A 22,257-nucleotide genomic window follows, 5' to 3' on the forward strand; every position below is an offset into this window, starting at 1 on the left:
ATCCGCGTGCATACCTTCAAATCAGCGTCAGTGTGAGAGGAAAATATGAACAATATGAAACGCATCGCGGTGATCGGCGCCGGGCTGGGCGGGCTTGCCGCCGGCTCGCTGTTACAGAAAGCGGGATTTCATGTCACGGTTTATGAACAAAGCCCGGCTTTCTCCCGTCTGGGTGCCGGCATCCACATGGGGCCGAACGTGCTCAAGGTGTTTCGCCGCATGGGCATCGAACAGCAGCTGGAGGATCTGGCTTCGCATCCCGATTTCTGGTTCAGCCGCGACGGCGAGACCGGGGAGTATTTGTCACGCATTCCGCTGGGCGCTTATGCGCGCAAAGAGTACGGTGCGGCTTATGTCACGGTGCACCGGGGCGATTTGCAGGCCATGCAGATGACCAGTCTGCAGCCGGGCAGCGTCCAGTTCGGCAAGTGCCTGAGCAGCGTCGAAGACAGCGGCAGCGATGTGGTGTTGCGTTTTCAGGACGGCAGCGAAGCGCGCGCGGATATCGTGATTGGCGCGGATGGCATCAACTCAAAGCTGCGTGAGCATCTGCTGGGGGTGGAAGCGCCCACTTACAGCGGCTGGGTGGCGCACCGTGCGCTAATCCGTGGCGAACAACTGCGCAAATACAACCTCAGCTTTGAAGATTGCGTTAAGTGGTGGTCTGAAGATCGTCATCTGATGGTCTATTACACCACCAAAGCGCGCGACGAATATTATTACGTCTCCGGTGTGCCGCACCCGGCGTGGGATATCAAAGGCAGCTTCGTTGAAAGTAGTCAGCAGGAGATGCTGGAAACGTTTGGTCACTACCATCCGGTGGTACAGGCGCTGATCGAGTGCAGCGAATCGGTCACCAAATGGCCGCTGCTCAACCGTCAGCCATTGCCGGTATGGAGCGAAGGGCGCATTGTGCTGCTGGGTGATGCCTGCCATCCGATGAAACCGCACATGGCGCAGGGCGCTGCGATGGCCATCGAAGATGCCGCCATGCTGTCGCGCTGCCTGACGGAAACCGGTCTTGATGATTATCGCACCGCATTCCGCCTGTATGAAGCCAACCGCAAAGAACGTGCGTCGCGCGTGCAGGCCGTCTCTAACGCCAATACTTTCCTGCGCACCCAGGAAGATCCGGCCTGGGTGTACGGCTACGACGTGTTTGCCGCGCCGCTGAAAAGCGAGGTGACCTCATGAGCCGTTTTATGCACGGCGGTCAGGTACAGGCCAACGGCATTCGCCAGCACTATCTGCGCTACGGCGGCAGCGGGCCCGCGCTGATCCTCGTACCGGGCATCACCAGCCCGGCGATCACCTGGGGTTTTGTGGCGGAAGTTTTTGCGCAGCATTTTGATACCTGGGTACTGGACGTGCGCGGTCGCGGGCTCTCCAGCAGCGGTGAAGGGCTGGATTACGGTATGGAGAGCTGCGCCGATGACATCAACGCCTTCGCGGATGCGCTGGGGCTGACGCGCTATCACCTGGTTGGCCATTCGATGGGCGCGCGCTTCATCATGCGTGCGGCGGTGAAACAGCCGGCCGGCGTGCTGTCGTTGTCGCTGATCGATCCGCCGGTTTCCGGACCGGGCCGGCGTCTCTATCCGGGTCAGTGGCCGTGGTATGAAGATTCCATTCGCGACGCGCAGCGCGGCATGGATGCTGAAGCCATGAAGCAATACTGCCCGGCCTGGAGCGATGACCAGCGTCAGCTGCGCGCCGAGTGGCTGCATACCTGCTATACGCCGGCCATCCGTCGCGCCTATGACGATTTTCACCAGCTCGATATCCATCAATATTTCCCTCAGCTGCCGGCAAAAACCCTGCTGATGGTGGCAGGCAAGGGCGGCGTCATTCAGGCGGAAGATGAAGCCGAAATCCGCGAGCTGCTCCCGACCATTGAGATCAGCCGGGTAGCCGGCGCTGGTCACATGATCCCGTGGGATGATTTTCACGGTTTCTTCAATGCCTTTGGCACCTTCCTTGGCCCCTCACTGACTCCGGAGACGCAGCCATGACGCGTTCGTATCGTATCGGCCAGATTGTGCCGAGTTCCAACATCACCATGGAAACCGAAATTCCCGCCATGCTGCAGGCGCGCCAGCTGATTCGCCCGGAGCGGTTTACCTTCCACTCCAGCCGTATGCGCATGAAGCATGTCAATAAAGATGAGTTGGCGGCGATGGATAAAGAGTCCGACCGCTGTGCGCTGGAGCTGTCCGACGCGCGCGTTGACGTGCTCGGCTATGCCTGTCTGGTGGCGATCATGGCGATGGGCCCGGGCTATCATCGCCAGTCGCAGCAGCGTCTGACGCAGGTCACGCGCGACAACGAGGCGCTGGCACCGGTGATCACCAGTGCCGGCGCGCTGGTCGATGCGCTGCATATTATGGGCGCGAAGAAGATCGCGCTGGTAGCGCCCTACATGAAGCCGCTGACCGAGCTGGTGGTGGATTACATCCAGCGCGAAGGGATTGAGGTAAAGCAGTGGCGCGCGCTGGAAATTGCCGATAACCTCGCCGTCGCCCGCCACGACCCGGCCAATTTACCTGGCATCGTGGCGGACATGACGCTGACGGATGTTGACGTGGTGGTGCTGTCGGCCTGCGTGCAGATGCCATCGCTGCCGGCGGTGGCAAAAGTGGAGGCGCAGACCGGCAAGCCGGTAATCACGGCCGCCATTGCCACCACGTACGCTCTGCTGAAGGCGCTGGAGCTGGAGCCGGTGGTGCCGGGTGCGGGCGCACTGCTGTCCGGTGCGTGGTAAGGAGAAAGCATGAGCCAGAGTGTCAGTGATAACTACGCCGGTGTCTGGGGCAACCGCATCGGTTTTGGTCAGCGTCCGGCGCTGCTGATGATCGACTTTCTGCAGGGCTACACCACGCCGGGCGCCGCGCTATTTGCCCCGGGCGTGGTGGAGGCGGTGGCCGCCGCACAGGGCCTGCTGGCGGCGGCGCGCCAGTGCGCGATTCCGGTGATCCATACGCAGATTCGCTACCATCCGCAGCATCAGCAGGACGGCGGGATCTGGGTGCAGAAAGCCCCGGTGATGCGTGACATGGTGGAGGGCAATCCGCTGGCCGCGTTTTGTCCGGCGGTGCAGCCGCTTGCCGCAGAAGTGGTGATCACCAAACAGTATGCCAGCGCGTTTTTTGGCACGTCTCTGGCATCGATGCTGGTGGCGCAGGGCATTGATACGCTGCTGATCGCCGGCTGCTCCACCAGCGGCTGCATCCGCGCCAGCGCAGTGGATGCGTTGCAATACGGTTTTCGCGCCATGGTGGTGCGCGAATGCGTGGGCGATCGCCATGATGCGCCACATCAGGCCAATTTGTTTGATATCGACAGTAAATATGGCGACGTGGTAAGTAAAGCCGCGGCGCTGGAGTATCTCGGGAAGTTCAGCGCCCGTTAAGGGCGCGTTTCACCTGCACGGAGTGCGCACAAACAGTCCGTTTCGGCTGCGGCTGAGACGCATAACAACATCTCCCCGACGACGGGGTTATTGCGCCCGGAGAACACCATGACTGACGTTTCAACCCGTCCTGCTGCGCTGGCAGCCGAAGACACCGCTTCGATTTATCGCAAAATCACCTGGAAGCTGATTCCGTTTCTCTGCCTGTGTTATCTCGCGGCCTACCTTGATCGCATCAATATCGGCCTGGCCAAACTACAGATGGCGAGCGATCTGGCGCTGAGCGAGACCGCGTTTGGTCTGGGTGCCGGGCTGTTTTTTGTCGGCTATATCCTGTTTGAAGTGCCGAGCAACCTGATCCTGCAGCGGGTCGGCGCAAAGATCTGGATCGCGCGCATTATGATTACCTGGGGCCTGCTCTCGACCGCCACGCTGCTGGTGCAAACGCCGACCCAGTTCTACATCATCCGCTTTTTCCTCGGCGCGGCCGAAGCCGGTTTTCTGCCTGGCGTGCTGTTCTATCTCACCAAATGGTTTCCCTCGTGGCGCCGCAGCCGCATCATTGCGCTGTTTATGATTGGCCTGCCGCTCTCCAGCCTGATTGGCGGACCGCTTTCCGGCTGGATCATGGGGCATTTTCATGAGGTTTACGGCATGCGCGGCTGGCAGTGGCTGTTTCTGCTGGAAGGCCTGCCCAGCGTGTTACTGGGTGTGCTGACGTTCTGGCTGCTGCCGAACAGCGTCGAGAGCGCCAGCTGGCTCAGCAGCAGTGAGAAGCAGGCGGTGCTGCGCGAACTGGCGCGCGACGAAGGTGACGCCAAAGGGCTGAAACACAGCCTGCGCGATGGTCTGCTGAATATTCGCGTGGTGATGCTCGGCGGCATCGACTTCTCGATTCTGCTCAGCGCTTACGCCATGGGTTTCTGGATGCCGACCTTTATTAAGAATGCCGGCACCACCGATATCACCACCATTGGCTATCTGACGGCGATCCCCAGTCTGGCGGCGTTGATTGGCATGCTGGCGATCGGTGCCAGCTCAGACCGCCTGCGTGAACGCCGCTGGCACATCATTGTTCCGTTTATTATTGGCGCGGCGGCGATGGGCACCAGCACCTTCTTTGCTCACAACGTGGCGATGACCGTGCTGCTGTTCTCAATTGCACAGGCGATGATTATCGGGGCGGTGCCGGTGTTTTTCAGTCTGCCCGCTACGTTCCTGAAAGGCACGGCAGCGGCAGCGGGTTTTGCTCTGGCCTGTTCGATCGCCAATATCGCCGGACTGGTGAGTAATTCGGTGATGGGTGTGGCGCTGGACCTCACCGGCAGCAGCAACGGCGCGCTGTGGTTCTTCGCCGTGTGTCTGCTGCTCAGCTCGCTGTTGGTGGTCGCGCTGCCAGCGAAGCTGGTGAACCGGTAGAAGATACCTGCGCGTTAAAGCACTTGTTATTCCCTGGTGCGCATCAATGCGCACCCTACAAAACAGTGCGAATTCGTTGTAATTATCGCCGTAGGGTCGCGATTCATGGTGACCTAGTTGCATAATCTGCATAACCAGGTGCGCATCAATGCGCACCCTACAAAACAGTGCGAATTCGTTGTAATTATCGCCGTAGGGTCGCCATTCATGGCGACCTGGTTACATAATCTGCATAACCAGGCGCGCATCAATGCGCACCCTACAAAACTGTGCGCATTTCGTTGCAATTATCGCCGTAGGGTCGCCATTCATGGCGACCTCCTCACAGCCGCAGGATGCAGCTCCACACCCCGCCAGACCGTCACGCCCATCCGCACTCAATCCTCCTCGCTAATCGGTTATCCATAAGGTAAAAATCTTGTGGGATAGCTCAAACTATCAGCTAAAGGTATTATAAAGGTATCTATTCTGGTGCTAGATTGGTTCTACCAACACCGGGGAGTCTATTTCGATGAAAACTACAATTCCAAAGCTGTCGTTCATGATGTTCTTAGAGTGGTTTATCTGGGGGGCATGGTTCGTGCCGCTGTGGGCATTTCTCAGCAAAAACGGCTTTTCGCCGGTTGAGATCGCCTGGTGCTACGCCTGTACCTCCATCGCTGCCATCCTGTCACCGATTCTGGTCGGCTCGCTGGCTGACCGTTTCTTCCAGGCACAGAAAGTGTTATCGCTGCTGACCATCGCCGGCGCGATTCTGATGTTCTTTGCCGCACAGCAGACGCACTTCAGCAGCTTCTTTCCGCTGCTGCTGCTGTATGCGCTCACGTACATGCCGACCATTGCGCTGACCAACAGTATTGCGTTTTCCCACGTCGGTGACGTGGAGCGCGACTATCCGCGCATCCGCGTGATGGGCACTATCGGCTGGATCGCCTCCGGCATCGCCTGCGGTTTCCTGCCGCCGCTGCTCGGCTTTGGCGATATCTCCGCCAGCAATGTACCGTTGCTGATCACCGCGGCCAGTTCGCTGCTGCTTGGCCTGTTCGCCCTGACCCTGCCAGCCACCGAACCCAAAAGCACCGGCAAGTTCAGCCTGCGCGTGGCGCTCGGCCTCGACGCACTGCACCTGCTGAAAGATCGCAGCTTCCTCGTATTTTTCGTCTGTTCATTCCTGTTCAGTATGCCGCTGGCGTTCTACTACATTTTCGCTGAGGGATATCTGACCGAAGTCGGTCTGCCACACGCCACCGGCTGGATGACGCTCGGCCAGGTATCAGAAATCTTCTTCCTGCTGGCGCTGCCGTTCTTCATTAAACGCTTCGGCATCGGCAAAGTGCTGCTGCTCGGCCTGGTCACCGCCGCGCTGCGCTACGTGTTCTTTGTGTTCGGCGGCGATCAAAACCTGCTGACCTTCGGCCTGCTGTTTATGGGCATTCTGCTGCACGGCGTCAGCTACGACTTCTACTTCATCACCGCCTACATTTACGTGGATAAGAAAGCGCCGGTGGCGATGCGTAACGCTGCGCAGGGCCTGATCACCCTGGCCTGTCAGGGCATCGGCAGCCTGCTGGGTTACCGCCTCGGCGGCTATCTGATGCAGGAGATGTTCGCGTATGACCAGCCGCGCAACGGCCAGACCTTCAACTGGGCGGGGATGTGGATGTTTGGCAGCGTGATGATTGTCATCATCACCATCGCCTTTATCGTCCTGTTCCGCGACGGCAAAAAACGCAGTGATGAATTAACCGCTTTTGAAAACTCAGCAACCGCTGACAGCCATAAATAAGAGATGTAACCATGACGATGACACACCAGGAAAAACGGATTTTGGGCGCATTTTACGGCCAGGCATTGGGCGATGCGATGGGCATGCCATCGGAACTGTGGCCGCGCAGCCGCGTGAAACAGCACTTCGGCTGGATCGATCGCTTCCTGCCCGGCCCGGCAGAAAACAATGCCGCCTGCTACTTTGGCCGGGCGGCTTTCACTGACGACACCTCAATGGCACTGGCGCTGGCCGATGCCATTATCAGCCACGACGGCGAAATTGATGCGGAAACCATCGGCGCCAATATTCTGCGCTGGGCGGAAGCGTTTGATGCCTTTAACAAAAATGTGCTCGGGCCAACATCCAAAATCGCGCTTAACGCGCTGAAAAACGGTACGCCGGTGGCGCAGCTGGAAAATAACGGCCTGACCAACGGCGCGGCGATGCGTGTCTCGCCGCTGGGCTGTCTGCTGCCGGCGCGTGACCTGCCGGCTTTTATTGATGCTGTCGCGCTGGCCTCCAGCCCGACACACAAATCCGACGTGGCGATTGCCGGTGCCACCGCGATCGCCTGGGCAATCTCCCGCGCGATTGACGGTAGCGACTGGGCAACGATTCGTGACGAACTGCCGGCGATTGCCCGTGCGGCGCAGGAGCGGCGCGTCACCACTTTCAGTGCGGCGATGGCGGCCCGCATCGAACTGGCGTTGCAGGTGGTGGCGCAGGGCAGGGGCACCGAATCGACCATGCAGCAGATCTACGATCTGGTCGGTACCGGCACCAGCACCATTGAATCGGTACCGGCGGCGATCGCCATGGTCGAACTGGCAGCCACCGATCCCAACCGCTGCGCCATTCTGTGCGCCAATCTCGGCGGCGATACGGATACCATCGGCGCGATGGCGGTTGCCATTTGCGGCGCGCTGCACGGTATCGACGCGATCGATGCGCAGCTAAAAGCGGAGCTGGATGCCGCTAACGCGCTGGATTTCACCCATTACAGCCGCGCGTTTGTCCGTTTCCGCCAGCAGCGCGAGGCCGCCTATGCTGACGCCTGACGATCTGTCACGGCTGGCGGGCCGGTTGCCGGTGTGCGTGGTGGGGGCGGCGGTAGTGGATGTGATTGCCGATGCCTGGACGTTGCCGTATCGCGGCAGCGACATCGAACTGCATCAGCAGGGCGTGAACGTTGGCGGCTGTGCGCTTAACGTCGCCATTGCGCTGCATCGTCTCGGCATTCCTTCTATCAACGCGCTGCCGCTGGGGAACGGTATCTGGGCCAGTATCGTGCGACAAAAGCTGGCGGAATACGGTGTGCAGAGCGTACTGGAAAATGCGCACGGTGATAATGGCTGGTGTCTGGCGCTGGTCGAGCCGGATGGCGAGCGCACCTTTCTTTCCGTTAGTGGCGTGGAAAACCAGTGGGACGCCGCGCTGTTGCGCACATTGCCGCAGCCGGCGCAGCGCTGGATCTATCTCTCCGGTTATCAGCTCACCAGCAAAAGCGGCGAGGTGCTGATCGACTGGCTGGAGCAGCAGGCACAGCCGTATCAACTGCTGGTGGATTTTGGCCCGCGGCTGGCGGACATCGGCGAGGCGCAGTTTGCGCGTATCATGGCGCTGCAGCCACTGATTACAGTGAACAGGCAGGAAGCGGAGCTGCTGTGGCATGAGCGTCTGCGCGCATCTGAACCTTTCGACGCCCATCAGCTGATGGCGCGCTGGCAGCAGCAGTTTGGTGGCGCAATGGTATTAAGGCTGGACAGCGAAGGTGCCGGATACATCGACGCTGAGGCGCAGGGCTGGGTGCCCGCACTGGCGACAACGGTGGTCGATACTATCGGCGCGGGCGACAGCCATGCTGGCGGATTACTGGCGGGATTAGCGTCCGGCTGGTCACTGGCGGAGAGCGTTGTGCTGGGCAACGCAGTGGCGTCGTATGTGGTTTCCCGGCGCGGCGGCGACTGTGCGCCCGATCGCGCCACCCTGCGCGCTTACTGGCAGCAACGCCTTACTCAGCAATAAACACGTACATATCGCTGCGGCAGTAGCTGATGCTGTACTCCAGCGGATTGCCCTGTGCGTCGAGTGCCAGCTGCTTAATCACCAGCACCGGCACATTGGCGGGCAGGGCAATTTGCTGCTGCAGGGCTTCGTCCGGCATACGCGCACTGACCCGGCTCTGGGATTTCACCGGCAGGATCTGCTGGCGATGAAAATAGTCATACAACGAAATACCAATCTCACCGGCATCGGCAATGTAGCGCGCCGGCACCCATGACTCTTCAACCGAGACCGCCTGGCGGTCAACATAGCGAATACGTTTCAGCAGATAGACATCGCTGCCCGTGCTCAGCCCCAGCTTTTCGGCGATCTCTGCGCTGCAGGCAATTTTGCTTTTATTGATCCATACGGTGTCCGGCGTTTTACCGCGCAACACCGCCTGCTGTGACAATCCTTTTGGTTCTTTGAGTGAATATTCAAACTGGCTGCAGATCTGCGTGCCGTAGCCGCGGGAACGGAACACGACGCCCTCTTTTTCCAGTTCGTCCATGGCTTTACGCACGGTGATGCGTGAGATGTTCAGCGACTGGCTGAACTCGCGCTCGCCCGGCAGGATCTCTTCGTGCACCAGCGTGCCATCGCGCACCGCATCTTTAATCGCACTGGCAAAGCGTTTATACAGCGGCGTGCGGCTCTCTGCCGCCAGCGTGGTGGTCAACCGCGCCAACAGCGCATTGTGGTCAGTCATAGCGGGCAGGGCACTCACTCGGGTCAGCGGCAGGAACCGCTATAATACTGAATTTTAATGCGGCGCGCAGCCAGCGTCGCGTGACGGTGCGGGTGCTATGCTGCCAGACGGCCCTGTTGGTTCGCTTGTGTATTTCCGGAGACATTATGTTAATCGCTCAGATTTCAGACATCCATGCCGCACCGGACAATGATCACCTGCTGCGCCTGGCGCGGGCACTGGCGTGGCTCACTCATGTGCAACCGGATGTGCTGGTGTTAACGGGCGATCTTGTTGATGGCGAGTGGCGGCAGGGTTACTGGCAGATAGCTGAGCAACTGCGCCAGCAGCATTACCCTGCATTTATATTGCCGGGCAACGCCGATGATCGACGACTCATGCAAACGACATGGCATGAAAATCACTGGGCGAAAAACACCCCGGCAGACGCGCTGCATTTTGTTCAGGATATGGGCGGATTGCGTATGCTGGGGCTGGACTCCACGGTGAATAAACAGAATTTTGGCAGCGTCGGGGATCATCTGGAATGGCTGGAAAGACAACTCAGCGATACGCATGGATTGCCAGCGCTGCTTTTTCTGCATCATCCGGTTATCGCATCGGGCATACCGACGCTGGATGAATCAATGTGTCGCGGGCTTGATAAGCTTGAGTCGATCCTCAGACGCAACCGGGCCAGAATACTGGCTATTGCAGCCGGGCATGTGCACCGGCCCGCAGCAGGCATGTTTGCAGGGGTTCCGGCTTATATTTGTGGCTCAATTTGCCCGGCGAACCCGCTGTGGTTTGGCAGCCAGCGGGTTCCTCCGGTGAATGATCTACCGGCACTGATGGTGCACCGTTTCGCCCGCGGCGTTTTGACCAGTCATCATGTTTCTTTATCCTGCTCATAATGAGGCACATCGTCGCGTTCTGTTAGCCATGGCACGCTGTGCGAGCACCAGATATAGGAAACCGGTGTCTGAGCGGGATCGTCGTCCAGCGTGGCCACACGCAGAATCACGTGGCTCTGATGAGGTCTTTCAGCCATCAGATGAGATCCGCAGACTGAACAGAAATAACGCAACTTATCCGGGGAAGAATTAAATGCCGTCAGAAATTCTTCTCCCTGGGTCCACCTGAAATCCTCACGCCGCACGCGCGCTGTGGAGGTATAAGCGGCGGCGTGCGCTTTCCTGCAGGTATGACAGCAGCAATGCGTAATGCTGCCCGCCAGGCGATCGCATTCGTAGCGCACACGTTTACAGAGACAACTTCCGTTCATTTTTTCTCCTGATTCCTCTGCCGGATTATTGCATCAGCTTCAGATGGAGGAGGGGAAACGGTTTTCCCTCACCATCAACGGAAGACCGTCCCGTCACCTGAAAGCCCAGATGCTGATAAAACCCGAGCGCAGCGGTATTTTGTTCGTTAACATCCACTTTCTTCGCTGAAAGATGACGAATAGCGTAATGGACTAACCGTGCACCGATCCCTTTTTTGTGATGAGCGGGCGAGACGAAAAGCATCTCGATATTCTCATCCTGCACGCCGATGAACCCGACAATGTCATGGTTTTCATCGCTCACTTTTCTTAAAACAACAGCATCAAAATAATTTTCCAGAATAAGCTGTCTGAGCCGCAGGATATCCTGTTCATTCAGGAAATGATGCGTTGCCCTGACGGCATCCTCCCAGACCTGAATCAGTAAGTGATACTCTTCCTTGCTTACTTCGCTAATTGTCACAACGCCTCCTTAACATGCCAACGCGATGGCTTAACGCAATGCCTGCACTAATCGCTGGCCAGTCGCGCATAAAGATACTCATCGCCCCACATCCCTTTGAAAAAAATATTCTGCCGGTAGTGCGCTTCACGGCGAAAATTCAGCTTTTCCAGCAGGTTTATGGCGCGAGTATTACGTGTGTCTACCACGGCAGTGAGCCGGTGTTTTGCAAACTGCGTGAAAAGCAGAGTAACGATGGCACTCGTTGCTTCAAGCGCAAAACCCTGTTTCTGATATCCGGCATCAAATGTCATGCCGAGTTCAGCTTGTCTTCCTTCATCAAAAAAATGAATTCCGATGTCCCCTATCAGCCGGTCGTCTTCCTGATGTGCTACGGCAAGCTGAAACCAGGTGTTATCGCTGTTGAATGGCAGCGCATCCTGCTGCGCATATAATTTCTCAGCGTCCTGCCGGGTAAATTCTTCCCAGCTTTGATAACGAGCAACGTCTGGCAGATTGCGATAGCGCGACAGATGCGGCAAATCAGCCAATGCCAGCTTGCGCAACACCAGGCGTTGAGTATAAATCGGCAACGTCAGCGCCATATGTTCTCCGCTGCCTGCGTGCAGGCGAGTTAAAGTAAACCGGGAGCGGTGCGTATCGCTTCAAGCCCGACGCGTTGCCCGAAAGACAGCTCCAGCGTATTGCCATCGGGATCGGCAAAAAATACGTAATATCCCACCGGTTCGCCAGCCTCTTCAGGGGCTTTACGTAACACGCCTTCGGCGACGGCCATCGCTGTTTTACGATCGATCTCTTCGCGTGACGCACAGGCAATGCCTAAGTGTCCAAATTTACCCAGTGGCGTATCTGACACGTCATCCGCCTGCACCAGAACCAGTGCGAAAGGGCGGGTATGATCGCTCAGCCATGCCACCTTGCGGGCAGCCGGGACGTCAGGTTCACGGGTGTGTATCACCTTCATTCCTGCATAGCGGCGGTAGAAATCCATGCTCTTCTCCAGATCCCTCACCATAAACGCAACGTGGGTAAATCCCACATCGATATCCTTCATCTGCATCCTGTCTCCATTTGTTGCCTCCCCGACACGATAAAAACTCAAGCCTGATAGAGGTTAATCGCCATAAAGGGCGTGGTAGCTGATCATTTTTTCGTGTGGAGGTGTGGTGCGTGAAACGGTACTTTCTCTTAAAATTTCAATATAACTCAACAGTTTTGGAATAAAAGCGACACGGCATCGCGTGCTATATGCCTATTAATAACGTTGACGGAGCGGAAATAAAAACGATTTAATTTCCGCCTGTTTTTTAGGAAAACTAAACAATGCGAAACAGCCTGCCTTCTCTTAACGCCCTGAAGGCGTTCGAATCCGTTGCCCGGCACCTCAGCATGACCCTTGCAGGCCAGGAGTTGCACGTCACGCCCGGCGCGATCAGTCTGCACATCAGGGAACTGGAACGGCAACTGGGCCTGCCACTGTTTCAGCGAAATGGACGCAAGCTGGCGCTGACGGCATCCGGTCAGGGCTATTACTACTCGATTGCTTCAGCTTTCAGCCTGATACGTGAAGCCACTGAAACGCTGGTGCAGGAGACACAAAAAAATACCATCACGCTGGCCTGCACCACCGGATTTGCGACCCACTGGTTACTGCCGCGACTGGCTGATTTTGAACGTACCTGTCCGGAGATCGACCTGCGCATCAGTGCTACTTCCCGCATTCAGTCTTTCGCCACGGATGGTATCGACCTGGCCGTACGGCATGGCAATGGTTTCTGTGAGGGTTGCGTGAGTGAGAAGCTGATCGACGACGACTACCTTGCAGTCTGCATTCCTGCTGTGGCGCAGCAGCTGGGGGAACCGCCGGCACTTGCCGCACTCGGTCGCGTCACGTTACTGCATGATATGCACCGGGAAGACTGGCAGCGCTGGCTCGCTGAAGCCGGCGTCGGGCACATTGATTCCGGTAAAGGGCCCTTGTATAGCGATGGCAGCGGGGCGTGGCTGGCGATGCTTGCTGGCATGGGCGTAGCGCTGATGCGCAGGCGATTTGTTCAGGCGAATCTGGCATCCGGTGAAGTGGTGGCACCGTTTCCAAATACGCTGAATACCGGACACGCGTACTGGCTTATTACGCCCCACGAAGCGCTGCTGCGTTCTGCCGTGGTAAAAGTAAGAGCCTGGCTCATGCAGCAGTCCACAGAATAGAACAGCGTCCGGCATTTCTTCATATCAACAAGACATAGTAAATTTCTGAGCAAGCCGATATAACAGGTTCAGGACATTTCACCTGCAGAGGATATCATGGCGCTTTCACACGAATTAATGCTGATTTACACCACTTATTTTGTGGCAACGGCCAGCCCTGGTCCGAGTAATATGGCGATTATGGGAACGGCGATGAATAAAGGGCGCGGTGCCGCCTTAGCGCTTGCGTGCGGGGTAATTGGCGGCTCAATGCTGTGGGCGCTGCTGGCGGCCTGCGGGGTATTAACCGTGCTGACGACGTTTGCCCAATTGCTGCTGGTGTTGAAAATCGGCGGCGGGTTATATCTGTTGTGGCTGTCATACAAAGCCGGTAAATCTGCGTTAACCCGCACCGCTGCCGATAAAACCGTTATCAGCGATCACCGCGTTGCATATGGCGCGTTATTTCGGCAGGGAATTTTGATGCACGTCGGTAATCCTAAAGCCATTTTAACCTGGGTCGCAATCATGTCCGTCGCGCTCAAACCGGACGCCGCAGCCTCGACCTTACCGCTGATTATTCTCGGCTGTGCGGCAATTTGCGTCGCGGTATTTTGCGGCTATGCGCTGATATTTTCCACCGCAGCAATGAACGCGTTTTACCGTCGTATCCGCCGGGGATTAGATGCGCTATTAGCCTGCTGTTTTGCCATTGCCGGACTGAAACTGGTGTTGAGTCGTCAATAAAGCAAATTCTTAACCTCAGGTTCGCCCTCAATAGCAACAGGCCGCTCAGTTAAGTAAACCACCATGAGTAGCCTGATTGTCGCGGCGCGACGCATCGCGCCCTGCTTCAGGCCGTCACTCCGGTGTGATATCCGCGCCTAGAGTCTTGATCTCAAATGTGTTTAGATACCCCAACGTCAAAGCCAGTGAATTGTTGCCATGAATCTAAAGGAAACTATCGTCCGCGAGTTCAGTGAATTATCGCCAGAACTACAGCGGGCTGCCGAATTCTCACTGCAGAATGCCAATCAACTGGTGGTGCAATCCATGCGCACCTTTGCGCAGCAGGCCGGGGTGAAACCGGCAACGCTGCTGCGCCTGGCGAAACGGCTGGGCTATAACGGCTGGAGTGAACTCAAAGACGCATTTATTGATGACATCGGCCTGCGCAATGATACCTATGTCTCGAAAGCAGAAAAGCTGGTGGCTGCCGGCACGCAGCCGCAGCTGTATGATGCGATGTTTCAGGCCCACCAGACCAACCTGGCCTTTACGCAGGAGGAAAACCGCCAGGCAATGGAACAGGCCGTGACCTTACTCGATGCGGCTGACAATGTTTACATCTGCGGCTTCCGCGCCAGCTTTCCGATCGCCTGGTCATTATTTTATGTGTATCGGTTGTTCAATCGTCAGGTGTCACTGGTGGATGGTCTGGCGAGCAACATCGAAGTTTTCACGCGTGAACTGACCGCCGCGGATTGCCTGTTACTTACCAGCTTTGCCCCTTATTCACGCGAATCACTTGATGTACTGCGCGCAGCACAGCAGGCGGGCGCAAAGATCATCGCCATCACCGATTCACCGGTCTCGCCGCTGGCGCAGGCCGCTGATTGCTCGCTGCGGTTTTCACTGGATAGCCCATCGTTCTTCCCGTCTGTCGTCTCTGGCATGGGCCTGGCAGAGTGTCTGCTGGCGATGCTGGTGGCCCGTCATGGACGTGATGCGGTCAGTAAAATTGAAAATGCCGAACGCTATTTAATCGATTCCGGCGCTTACGTGCATGCCGGCAAATCCTGACAGATGATTCATTTGTATCTGTCATAAGAATATTGAATGCGATTGAATCATTATTGCGTTGACGTGATTCAAATGGATCCTGCAAGATACGTTTCAACAACGAAGCGTATTCAGGAGCAGGACCAGCATGAGCCGTATCATTCACCGCAGTCTGCGCAGCGTGCCCGCCGTGGCCACGCGCGCACACGGGGCCTACATTTTTGATGCACAGGGAAAGCAGTATCTTGATGCCTGCGGTGGCGCCGCCGTTTCCTGCCTGGGCCACGCCCATCCTGACGTCCTCGCAGCTATGCATCGTCAAATCGATCAACTGGCTTATGCGCATACCAGTTTCTTCACCAGCGATACCGTTGAACAGCTCGCCGAACAGTTAACGCGCACCGCACCGGGCGATCTTAACTATGCCTATTTCGTATCGGGCGGTTCTGAGGCGGTGGAAACCGCGCTGAAACTGGCCCGGCAATACTTTGTTGAGATCGGACAGCCCGCGCGTACCCGTTTCATCGCCCGCAAACAGAGCTACCACGGCAATACGCTGGGCGCGCTGGCGGTGGGTGGCAACGAATGGCGCCGGCGTCAGTTCGCGCCCCTGTTAATCGACGTGATTCGCGTTTCCGCCTGCAATGAGTATCGCGATCGCTGTACCGATGAAACCCAGCAGCAGTATACCCAGCGGCTATTGAGCGAGCTGGAGCAGGCGATTATCGATGCGGGCCCGGAAACGATTATTGGCTTCTGCGCGGAGACGGTGGTCGGTGCTACCAGCGGTGCCACGCCGCCGACGCCGGGCTATCTGCTGGGTGTACGTCGCCTGTGCGACAAGTACGGCATTTTGTTTATCGCCGATGAGGTGATGTGCGGAATGGGGCGTACCGGAACACTGCACGCGTTCGAACAGGATGGCGTGGTACCTGATTTGGTTACCATCGCCAAAGGACTGGGTGGCGGTTATCAACCCATCGGCGCGGTGCTGGCCAGTGAGAAGATCGTGTCTGCGCTGCAGGCTGGCAGCGGTCTGTTCCAGCATGGACACACTTATATTTGTCATGCGACAGCCGCTGCGGCGGCGTTAGCAGTACAGCAGGTGATTGAGCGCGACCATCTGCTGGAGGCGGTTCAGCAGCAGGGCGCTTATCTGCACAAGGCGCTACGCGACGTGCTGGGGGAGTTACCGCACGTCGGTGATACGCGCGGCCGCGGCCTGTTTGCCGGTGTGGAGCTGGTGCGTGATAAAGCCACAAAAACCCCGTTCGATCCGGCGATGAAACTTCACGCAGCCATCAAGGCCAACTGTATGGCGCGCGGTTTGCTGGTCTATCCGATGGGCGGCACGCTGGACGGGCAATATGGCGACCACATTTTAATCGCCCCACCGTTTATCGTCACCCCGCAACAACTGGATTTTGTCGTGGATACGCTGAACACCGTGATACGTGAAGAGACCGGCAAATTATGATCAACCGATTACCGCCGCTGGCGGAGCAGGACTGGGATGAGCAGCAACGTTCGCTCGCGGAAGAGATTATCAACGGGCCACGCGGTGCGCTGCTGCCCCCGTTTGAGCCGCTGCTGCGCAGTCCCGAGTTAATGGCACACGCACAGCGTATGGGGGAATATCTGCGCTATCGCAGTGCGCTGGGCCAGCGGTTATCGGAACTGGCGATTTTAATGACGGCAAGGCACTGGTCACAGCCGGTAGAGTGGGCAATCCATGCGCCGATAGCGCGCGAAAAGGGGATTTCTGCTGCAGCAGTGCAGGCCATCAATGAAAAACGTCAGCCCGCGGATTTGCAGCCTGATGAGTGGGTGATTTATCAGTTTTGCCAGCAGTTACATCAGCAACAGAAAATCAGTGATGCCACCTGGCAGCAAGCCATCGAATTATGGGGCGAGAAGGGCGTGGTGGATTTGATAGGCATTAACGGCTATTACAGTTTTCTCTCGATGATCATGAACGGCGCACAGACGCCGGTACCCTTTACGCAGGATCACTTGCTTCCTGCATAAGTTGTCGCATTAATCCGGGCGTACCTGATGCGCCCATTATATTAACCACCTTCTTTGACCATGTCCGCCGGATTATTTCGCTGGATGACGATCATTGCACGCTATCTTACTGACGCTGAGGGTTATTATGTCTGCATTTTTAAATAAATTAAAGGTTACACTGGCATTGGTTGCCTGTTCCGCCAGTTTTATCGCTGCGGCGCAGGATAAATTAACCGTCGGGGTTGATACGGCTTTTGTTCCTTTTGAATTTAAGCAAGGTGATAAATACGTCGGTTTTGACATTGATTTATGGGATGCCATCGCGAAGAAAATGCATGTCAGCTATGAATTACACCCAATGGACTTTGGCGGCCTGATTCCGGGGCTGCAATCACGGAATCTGGATGTCGCGATGGCAGGTATTACCATTACCGATGCGCGTAAGCAGGTGGTGGATTTCAGCAACGGTTATTATGACGCCGACTTATTAATGGCTGTCAAAAGCGATGATAACAGCATTAAGAAATTCAGCGATTTAACCGGCAAGAAAGTGGGCCTGAAACAGGGCACGGCCGCAGCCAGCTTTATGAAAAGTAAATACAAGGCAAATTATGTTGAGTTTCCTAATATCGACAACGCCTATCTGGATTTGCAGGCCGGCAACCTTGATGCGGTGGTCCACGACTCGCCCAATGTGCTGTACTACGTGAAAACGGCGGGCGATGGCAAAGTCAAAGCCAGCGGTGAAAACGACACGATTCTGCCGCAGCAGTATGGCTTTGCCATGCAGAAAAACAGCAGCCTGACGCCTAAGATCAACGCCGCGCTGCAGGCCCTGCGCGCGGATGGGACTTACAGCAAAATCTACGTGAAATGGTTTGCTAAGCAGCCGAAATAATCCTGCCAGGCCGGAGCCCTCCGGCCTTGTTTAGCGTTTATAGGTTAAATTATGAATTTTGACAGTAAATATATTTGGGAATCTCTGCCGCTACTGCTGCAGGGTCTGCAGCTGACCTTGATTATTTCGCTGTCAGGTCTGCTGGGCGGTTTTATTATTGGCTTACTGGCGGGAACCTGCCGTGCTCTGGGCGGAAAAATCGCCAAAACGCTGTCACTTATTTTTGTCGAGCTTATTCGCGGTACGCCCATCATGGTGCAGGTAATGTTTATCTATTTTGCACTACCGATGGTGTTGCCGATAAGAATTGATCCCGTCACCGCCGCGATCGTGACCATTGTGATTAACTCCGGTGCCTACATTGCTGAAATTACCCGGGGCGCGATCCTCTCAATCAATAAAGGCTTTAAAGAAGCGAGTCTGGCGATGGGCTTATCGCAGCGCAGTACGCTGTGGTATGTCATTATGCCTTTAGCGTTACGCCGCATGATTCCGGCTTTAGGTAACCAGTGGATTATCAGTATTAAAGATACCTCACTGTTTATTGTGATTGGCGTGGCAGAACTGACGCGTCAGGGGCAGGAGATCATTGCGGGTAATTTCCGTGCGCTGGAAGTGTGGACGGCGGTAGCCATGATTTATCTGCTGGTGACGTTATGCCTGAGCTTTTTACTGAAGCAGCTGGAAAAAAGGATCCATATTTTATGAGCATGGTTGAATTTAACGCAGTGTCGAAAAATTTCGGTGCCACGCAGGTCCTGCATAATATCAATTTAAAAATTGAGGCTGGCGAGGTGGTGGTGATTATTGGCCCTTCAGGCTCGGGTAAATCAACGCTGTTACGCTGCATCAACAAACTGGAAGAGATCTCATCCGGGACGCTGCTGGTCGCCGGAATGCACATCACCGACCCGCATGCGAATGAATGTGATATCCGCCGTGAAGCCGGCATGGTGTTTCAGCAGTTTCACCTGTTCCCGCATCTGACTGCACTGGAGAACGTGATGTTCGGCCCGATTCGCGTGCGTCATCAAACGAAAGCCGCGGCGCGCGAGCAGGCGCTGGCGCTGCTGGAGCGCGTTGGCTTGCGCGATCGCGCCAGCCACTATCCGTCTGAACTTTCAGGGGGTCAGCAGCAGCGCGTGGCGATTGCCCGGGCACTGGCCGTCAGGCCGAAAATGATGCTGTTCGATGAGCCGACCTCCGCGCTGGATCCGGAGTTACGTCATGAAGTGCTGAAAGTGATGCGCTCGCTGGCTGAAGAGGGCATGACCATGGTGATTGTGACGCATGAGATTGGCTTTGCCCGCGATGTGGCTTCGCGGCTGATCTTTATTGATGGCGGTACCATTGCCGAAGATGGGCCACCTGATATGCTGCTGACTGCCAGCCGTAATCCGCGTCTGAAAGAATTTTTGCAACATGTATCCTGAAATGAAGTGAAATAACGCTATGAAAAAACTCGACTTCCGTGGTTCGGCTTTTGTTATTGGCCAGCAACTCGGTGACTTTGGCCGTGATGCCTGGCATAACAAACTCAGACATACCCGTCTCTGGCAAACGGTCACCGCCATGAAAGATACGCAGCAAATCCGCAGTATGCGCGCGCGGGTTCAGCGCCAGTTCCCGCTGATCTGGCAGGAGCTGGAAGGACTGGCTGAAGGATTACAGGCACCGATTGACGAGGTGTTTGCGTGGAACTGCCGGGGCGATCTGGTGCGTTCAACTTCGGATGGTTGCACCACGGTGGCGGGGAAAAGTGCCAGCGGGGAGTTGATCATTGCGCACAACGAAGATGGTTTTCCCCAGCTGCGTGACGACTGTGCGCTGGTCACCGTGACCCCCGATGACGGGCTCGCGTTCACCAGCTTCGCCTATCCGGCATCACTTTGCGGTCACACTTTTGCCGTTAATGAGAAGGGCATCGTTAACACCGTTAATAACATTCGCGCACAGCATCGTCCGGATGGCATGCCGCGCCAGATCATCGCCCGCGCGTCGCTGAACGCGACCACGCTGGATGAGGCGATCGCCATACTTAGCGCCACGCCGCGCGCCGGCGCGTTTCACCATACGCTGGGGCAGCAGGGCGATAGCCGCCTGATCAGTATTGAAGCGACAGGCTCAGGCTGTTCAGTGATCCCACTGACTGCGCCTTTCGGGCACGCTAATCATCTTATTCACCCGCAGCTTGCCGCCGTCGAACAGGTGGTCACCGCCAGTTCCGGCTCGCGCCAGCAGCGTCTGGAGACATGGCTGACGACGCAAACGGCGGTAGAGGGCGCGGCGGCTAAGGCGATTTTATCGGATCAGCAGGATGCAGCGTTGCCGATTTACCGGCTGTCACCGCAGGATCCGGATGAGGAAAATACCCTCGCCACGGCTGTTTTTACCCTTAATGACGACGCGGTGACGTGGCAGATCTTCACGCGCGACCGCCAGCGCGCCGCTTTGCAATCTGCTGGTCGTCAATGAGGTGGTATTTTTAATCTCCACCGCCCATCACTGAAGCCGTACAGTGATTGCTGGCAGCGCGCTAACCCGCGCTGCCAGCAATACTGACTATGTTACTCGTGGAAACGCGCTTCTTCGGACATCAGACATCCGTCGCTGAAACTCCAGTCATCGACGGTGTTAAACTGAATAATCACCATCACATCCTGCGGATCGATATCCAGCGATTGCGAGAGTTGCTGACACAATCTGCGACACAGCTTGTGCTTCTGTTCGCGGCTGCGCGGCTTGCCCGCAGTAATCATGAACTGAACAAAATTCTCTGAACGCCCGCGACTTTTATAGTGGCGATCAAACACCCTTAGCCGCGCCGGCAGTTCTTCAAATACCTGAAAGCGGTCGCCGGGTGGAACGGCAAATTCGTCCTCCAGACTCTGTTGCAGGATGTCGGAAATCTGCGTTAATTGCGCGTCGCTATAACCCTGACGCAGTATGATGCGGGTAAAAGGCATGAGGGTTACGCCTCTTCCAGACAGCTTAGCGCTGACACCGCCGCCGGCCAGCCGGCATAAAAGGCCAGATGGGTGAACACTTCGACGATCTCTTCTCGTGCCAGGCCATTTTGTTGCGCGAATTCGATATGCCACGGTAGCTGTTGCACTCGCCCCAGCGCCGTCAGTGCGGCCAGCGTAATCAGGCTGCGTTCGCGCGGCGTAAGCGCGTCACGTTGCCAGATGTCATCGAAAAGAACCTGCTGACTGAGTTCGGCCAGCTTTGGCGCGATGCGCGCCAGCGTTTTACTATCAAGTGTTTTTGCCATGATGTTTCTCCGTATTGACTCAGCCGCGATTGTGGCGAAACATAACCATCCTGAAAATCAAATAAAACACCGTCATTCATCCCATAAATCAGGACGATTATGCAAAAGTTAGCTCAGACGCTGGATCTGGATGCGCTACGCAGTTTTGTCACCGGCATGGAGTGTGGCAGTTTTGCGCAGGCCGCCGTGCGGCTCTGTCGATCCACTTCGGCGGTCAGCGCCCAGCTTAAAAAGCTGGAGCAGCAATGTGGCAGCAAGCTGGTGGTGAAAAGCGGGCGTCATCTGGCGTTAACCCGCGAGGGGGAAGTGATGATGGGTTATGCCCGCCGTCTGCTGGCATTGAACGACGAAGCACTGTGCACCTTCAGCGGTGCAGGGCTGCAGGGGGAAGTGCGCCTGGGCATGCAGGAAGATTTTGGTGACACTCTGATGCCCGGTATTCTGGGCGAATTTACACGTCACCATCCCGGGCTGCAGATCGTCGCCCGCGTGGCGCGTAATCAGGAGCTGCTTGCAGCGCTGGACAGCGATGCTCTTGATATGGCGCTGCTGTGGCAGGCACAACCGCTGCAGCGTAAAGGCGTGTTGATCGGCCAGTTCCCGCTGGAGTGGATCGCCCACCCCGACTGCGACGTCAGCGCGATGATAAGCCAGGGCGAACCGCTGCCGCTGGTGATGTTTGATAATCCCTGCCTGATGCGCTCGCGCGCCATCGACAGTCTGGACCGGGCGGGCATTGCATGGCGAATCGTGTTTGTCAGCCATAGCCTGAGCGGCATCTGGGCGGCGGTGCGGGCCGGTCTGGGGATCACCGTGCGCACGCGGGTCGGCATGCCCGCTAATCTGGTGAGCGCCGGCAATGTTTTGCCGCCGCTGGGCGCGCTGGGCGTTACGCTGGAACAAAAAAGTGGCAGCCAGACTGAACCGAATGCGCAAAACCTGCTGGCCAGACTGATGGAAAATGCGCTGCGCAGCATAGAGCCGTTGCCGGGTCTGAGGCCTGCCTGAATTGCTGCGCTAATCCCTGCGAC

The 22,257-nt window shown here is 56.7% G+C and carries 26 protein-coding genes; 19 read left to right on the forward strand and 7 right to left on the reverse strand.

Annotated features, from left to right (window positions below):
• Window positions 1–45 precede the first annotated feature (45 nt).
• From OXR61_RS09720 to OXR61_RS09755, 8 genes are all read left to right on the forward strand, one after another.
• Entirely contained in the window at window positions 46–1,194 is a 1,149-nt protein-coding gene (locus tag OXR61_RS09720) for an FAD-dependent monooxygenase (RefSeq protein ID WP_021508809.1), read from the forward strand.
• On the forward strand, window positions 1,191–2,012 hold the full coding sequence (locus OXR61_RS09725) for an alpha/beta hydrolase (protein ID WP_021508810.1): 822 nt from the start codon (window positions 1,191–1,193) through the stop codon (window positions 2,010–2,012). The genes OXR61_RS09720 and OXR61_RS09725 overlap by 4 nt, the downstream gene beginning before the upstream one ends.
• A gap of 47 nt (window positions 2,013–2,059) precedes the next feature.
• On the forward strand, window positions 2,060–2,761 hold the full coding sequence (locus OXR61_RS09730) for an Asp/Glu racemase (protein WP_199188990.1): 702 nt from the start codon (window positions 2,060–2,062) through the stop codon (window positions 2,759–2,761).
• Between the two features lie 9 nt (window positions 2,762–2,770).
• Window positions 2,771–3,409 carry an isochorismatase family protein gene (locus tag OXR61_RS09735; protein ID WP_021508812.1) on the forward strand — a complete coding sequence of 213 codons (639 nt, stop codon included), beginning with the start codon at window positions 2,771–2,773 and terminating at the stop codon, window positions 3,407–3,409.
• Window positions 3,410–3,517: 108 nt separating this feature from the next.
• A complete protein-coding gene (locus OXR61_RS09740; RefSeq protein WP_021508813.1) occupies window positions 3,518–4,828 on the forward strand; it encodes an MFS transporter in 1,311 nt (436 codons plus the stop codon).
• Between the two features lie 511 nt (window positions 4,829–5,339).
• Window positions 5,340–6,614, forward strand: coding sequence for a nucleoside permease (locus OXR61_RS09745; protein WP_031279949.1), 1,275 nt, complete (start codon window positions 5,340–5,342; stop codon window positions 6,612–6,614).
• Between the two features lie 17 nt (window positions 6,615–6,631).
• Window positions 6,632–7,654, forward strand: coding sequence for an ADP-ribosylglycohydrolase family protein (locus OXR61_RS09750; protein WP_031279951.1), 1,023 nt, complete (start codon window positions 6,632–6,634; stop codon window positions 7,652–7,654).
• Entirely contained in the window at window positions 7,641–8,621 is a 981-nt protein-coding gene (locus OXR61_RS09755; RefSeq protein ID WP_021508816.1) for a PfkB family carbohydrate kinase, read from the forward strand. The genes OXR61_RS09750 and OXR61_RS09755 overlap by 14 nt, the downstream gene beginning before the upstream one ends.
• Here the strand turns inward: OXR61_RS09755 and OXR61_RS09760 are convergent.
• Complete coding sequence (locus OXR61_RS09760; protein WP_021508817.1) at window positions 8,608–9,348, reverse strand: GntR family transcriptional regulator; 741 nt, start codon at window positions 9,346–9,348, stop codon at window positions 8,608–8,610. The two genes, OXR61_RS09755 and OXR61_RS09760, sit on opposite strands and share 14 nt — an antisense overlap.
• A 146-nt stretch (window positions 9,349–9,494) precedes the next feature.
• On the opposite strand from OXR61_RS09760, the gene OXR61_RS09765 reads away from it, so the two are divergent.
• The gene (locus OXR61_RS09765; RefSeq protein WP_021508818.1) at window positions 9,495–10,241 is read left to right on the forward strand and encodes a metallophosphoesterase; all 747 of its coding nucleotides are present in this window, start codon (window positions 9,495–9,497) and stop codon (window positions 10,239–10,241) included.
• Here OXR61_RS09765 and OXR61_RS09770 read toward each other — a convergent pair.
• Genes OXR61_RS09770 through OXR61_RS09785 form a run of 4 tightly spaced genes read right to left on the reverse strand, consistent with a single transcriptional unit; the run spans window position 10,217 to window position 12,129 of the window.
• Window positions 10,217–10,612 (reverse strand): GFA family protein, encoded by a 396-nt coding sequence (locus tag OXR61_RS09770; protein ID WP_071813627.1) that lies wholly within the window; start codon window positions 10,610–10,612, stop codon window positions 10,217–10,219. The two genes, OXR61_RS09765 and OXR61_RS09770, sit on opposite strands and share 25 nt — an antisense overlap.
• 25 nt (window positions 10,613–10,637) lie before the next feature.
• Window positions 10,638–11,075 (reverse strand): acetyltransferase, encoded by a 438-nt coding sequence (locus OXR61_RS09775; RefSeq protein WP_267411970.1) that lies wholly within the window; start codon window positions 11,073–11,075, stop codon window positions 10,638–10,640.
• Between the two features lie 47 nt (window positions 11,076–11,122).
• Window positions 11,123–11,653, reverse strand: coding sequence for a GNAT family protein (locus OXR61_RS09780; protein WP_031279953.1), 531 nt, complete (start codon window positions 11,651–11,653; stop codon window positions 11,123–11,125).
• A 35-nt stretch (window positions 11,654–11,688) separates the two neighbouring features.
• Entirely contained in the window at window positions 11,689–12,129 is a 441-nt protein-coding gene (locus OXR61_RS09785; protein ID WP_031279954.1) for a VOC family protein, read from the reverse strand.
• Window positions 12,130–12,398: 269 nt separating this feature from the next.
• Between OXR61_RS09785 and gcvA the strand changes: the two genes are divergently transcribed.
• The 9 genes from gcvA to OXR61_RS09830 all read left to right on the forward strand — a co-directional run bounded on the left by gcvA (window position 12,399) and on the right by OXR61_RS09830 (window position 20,427).
• Window positions 12,399–13,283: a transcriptional regulator GcvA gene (gcvA, locus tag OXR61_RS09790; RefSeq protein WP_031279955.1), complete on the forward strand. Its 885-nt coding sequence runs from the start codon at window positions 12,399–12,401 to the stop codon at window positions 13,281–13,283.
• A 96-nt stretch (window positions 13,284–13,379) separates the two neighbouring features.
• Window positions 13,380–14,009 (forward strand): LysE family translocator, encoded by a 630-nt coding sequence (locus OXR61_RS09795; RefSeq protein WP_021508823.1) that lies wholly within the window; start codon window positions 13,380–13,382, stop codon window positions 14,007–14,009.
• Between the two features lie 198 nt (window positions 14,010–14,207).
• Window positions 14,208–15,065 carry a MurR/RpiR family transcriptional regulator gene (locus OXR61_RS09800; protein WP_021508824.1) on the forward strand — a complete coding sequence of 286 codons (858 nt, stop codon included), beginning with the start codon at window positions 14,208–14,210 and terminating at the stop codon, window positions 15,063–15,065.
• Window positions 15,066–15,192: 127 nt separating this feature from the next.
• A complete protein-coding gene (locus OXR61_RS09805) occupies window positions 15,193–16,521 on the forward strand; it encodes an aspartate aminotransferase family protein (RefSeq protein ID WP_021508825.1) in 1,329 nt (442 codons plus the stop codon).
• Window positions 16,518–17,072 carry a hypothetical protein gene (locus tag OXR61_RS09810; RefSeq protein ID WP_021508826.1) on the forward strand — a complete coding sequence of 185 codons (555 nt, stop codon included), beginning with the start codon at window positions 16,518–16,520 and terminating at the stop codon, window positions 17,070–17,072. Before OXR61_RS09805 ends, OXR61_RS09810 begins: the two co-directional genes overlap by 4 nt.
• A 127-nt stretch (window positions 17,073–17,199) precedes the next feature.
• Window positions 17,200–17,952, forward strand: a complete 753-nt coding sequence (glnH, locus tag OXR61_RS09815; protein ID WP_021508827.1) for a glutamine ABC transporter substrate-binding protein GlnH — start codon at window positions 17,200–17,202, stop codon at window positions 17,950–17,952.
• Window positions 17,953–18,003: 51 nt separating this feature from the next.
• Complete coding sequence (gene glnP / locus OXR61_RS09820; protein ID WP_021508828.1) at window positions 18,004–18,660, forward strand: glutamine ABC transporter permease GlnP; 657 nt, start codon at window positions 18,004–18,006, stop codon at window positions 18,658–18,660.
• Between the two features lie 2 nt (window positions 18,661–18,662).
• Entirely contained in the window at window positions 18,663–19,385 is a 723-nt protein-coding gene (gene glnQ, locus OXR61_RS09825; protein ID WP_031279957.1) for a glutamine ABC transporter ATP-binding protein GlnQ, read from the forward strand.
• Window positions 19,386–19,404: 19 nt separating this feature from the next.
• A complete protein-coding gene (locus OXR61_RS09830; protein ID WP_267411980.1) occupies window positions 19,405–20,427 on the forward strand; it encodes a C45 family peptidase in 1,023 nt (340 codons plus the stop codon).
• A gap of 92 nt (window positions 20,428–20,519) precedes the next feature.
• On the opposite strand, the gene OXR61_RS09835 is transcribed toward OXR61_RS09830, so the two are convergent.
• Together OXR61_RS09835 and OXR61_RS09840 are read right to left on the reverse strand one after the other, a co-directional pair.
• Window positions 20,520–20,918 (reverse strand): tautomerase family protein, encoded by a 399-nt coding sequence (locus tag OXR61_RS09835; RefSeq protein WP_021508831.1) that lies wholly within the window; start codon window positions 20,916–20,918, stop codon window positions 20,520–20,522.
• A gap of 5 nt (window positions 20,919–20,923) precedes the next feature.
• Window positions 20,924–21,226 carry a carboxymuconolactone decarboxylase family protein gene (locus tag OXR61_RS09840; protein WP_021508832.1) on the reverse strand — a complete coding sequence of 101 codons (303 nt, stop codon included), beginning with the start codon at window positions 21,224–21,226 and terminating at the stop codon, window positions 20,924–20,926.
• 99 nt (window positions 21,227–21,325) lie between these two features.
• On the opposite strand from OXR61_RS09840, the gene OXR61_RS09845 reads away from it, so the two are divergent.
• Complete coding sequence (locus OXR61_RS09845) at window positions 21,326–22,234, forward strand: LysR substrate-binding domain-containing protein (RefSeq protein WP_021508833.1); 909 nt, start codon at window positions 21,326–21,328, stop codon at window positions 22,232–22,234.
• The last annotated feature ends 23 nt before the right edge of the window (window positions 22,235–22,257 follow it).

This window comes from Pantoea sp. GM_Pan_4 (assembly GCF_026541005.1).
GTDB classification, from domain to species: Bacteria; Pseudomonadota; Gammaproteobacteria; order Enterobacterales; family Enterobacteriaceae; genus Pantoea; species Pantoea dispersa.

Bases quoted from the DNA above. Each gene is read 5' to 3' on its own strand.
- OXR61_RS09735 (WP_021508812.1), top strand. From the start codon at position 2,771: ATGAGCCAGAGTGTCAGTGATAACTACGCCGGTGTCTGGGGCAACCGC.
- OXR61_RS09725 (WP_021508810.1), top strand. From the start codon at position 1,191: ATGAGCCGTTTTATGCACGGCGGTCAGGTACAGGCCAACGGCATTCGC.
- OXR61_RS09800 (WP_021508824.1), top strand. From the start codon at position 14,208: ATGAATCTAAAGGAAACTATCGTCCGCGAGTTCAGTGAATTATCGCCA.
- gcvA (WP_031279955.1), top strand. From the start codon at position 12,399: ATGCGAAACAGCCTGCCTTCTCTTAACGCCCTGAAGGCGTTCGAATCC.
- OXR61_RS09760 (WP_021508817.1), bottom strand. From the start codon at position 9,348: ATGACTGACCACAATGCGCTGTTGGCGCGGTTGACCACCACGCTGGCG.
- OXR61_RS09830 (WP_267411980.1), top strand. From the start codon at position 19,405: ATGAAAAAACTCGACTTCCGTGGTTCGGCTTTTGTTATTGGCCAGCAA.
- OXR61_RS09835 (WP_021508831.1), bottom strand. From the start codon at position 20,918: ATGCCTTTTACCCGCATCATACTGCGTCAGGGTTATAGCGACGCGCAA.
- OXR61_RS09745 (WP_031279949.1), top strand. From the start codon at position 5,340: ATGAAAACTACAATTCCAAAGCTGTCGTTCATGATGTTCTTAGAGTGG.
- OXR61_RS09805 (WP_021508825.1), top strand. From the start codon at position 15,193: ATGAGCCGTATCATTCACCGCAGTCTGCGCAGCGTGCCCGCCGTGGCC.
- OXR61_RS09795 (WP_021508823.1), top strand. From the start codon at position 13,380: ATGGCGCTTTCACACGAATTAATGCTGATTTACACCACTTATTTTGTG.
- glnH (WP_021508827.1), top strand. From the start codon at position 17,200: ATGTCTGCATTTTTAAATAAATTAAAGGTTACACTGGCATTGGTTGCC.
- glnP (WP_021508828.1), top strand. From the start codon at position 18,004: ATGAATTTTGACAGTAAATATATTTGGGAATCTCTGCCGCTACTGCTG.
- OXR61_RS09740 (WP_021508813.1), top strand. From the start codon at position 3,518: ATGACTGACGTTTCAACCCGTCCTGCTGCGCTGGCAGCCGAAGACACC.
- OXR61_RS09810 (WP_021508826.1), top strand. From the start codon at position 16,518: ATGATCAACCGATTACCGCCGCTGGCGGAGCAGGACTGGGATGAGCAG.
- OXR61_RS09755 (WP_021508816.1), top strand. From the start codon at position 7,641: ATGCTGACGCCTGACGATCTGTCACGGCTGGCGGGCCGGTTGCCGGTG.
- OXR61_RS09720 (WP_021508809.1), top strand. From the start codon at position 46: ATGAACAATATGAAACGCATCGCGGTGATCGGCGCCGGGCTGGGCGGG.
- OXR61_RS09750 (WP_031279951.1), top strand. From the start codon at position 6,632: ATGACACACCAGGAAAAACGGATTTTGGGCGCATTTTACGGCCAGGCA.
- OXR61_RS09730 (WP_199188990.1), top strand. From the start codon at position 2,060: ATGGAAACCGAAATTCCCGCCATGCTGCAGGCGCGCCAGCTGATTCGC.
- OXR61_RS09765 (WP_021508818.1), top strand. From the start codon at position 9,495: ATGTTAATCGCTCAGATTTCAGACATCCATGCCGCACCGGACAATGAT.
- OXR61_RS09845 (WP_021508833.1), top strand. From the start codon at position 21,326: ATGCAAAAGTTAGCTCAGACGCTGGATCTGGATGCGCTACGCAGTTTT.
- OXR61_RS09770 (WP_071813627.1), bottom strand. From the start codon at position 10,612: ATGAACGGAAGTTGTCTCTGTAAACGTGTGCGCTACGAATGCGATCGC.
- OXR61_RS09840 (WP_021508832.1), bottom strand. From the start codon at position 21,226: ATGGCAAAAACACTTGATAGTAAAACGCTGGCGCGCATCGCGCCAAAG.
- OXR61_RS09785 (WP_031279954.1), bottom strand. From the start codon at position 12,129: ATGAAGGATATCGATGTGGGATTTACCCACGTTGCGTTTATGGTGAGG.
- glnQ (WP_031279957.1), top strand. From the start codon at position 18,663: ATGGTTGAATTTAACGCAGTGTCGAAAAATTTCGGTGCCACGCAGGTC.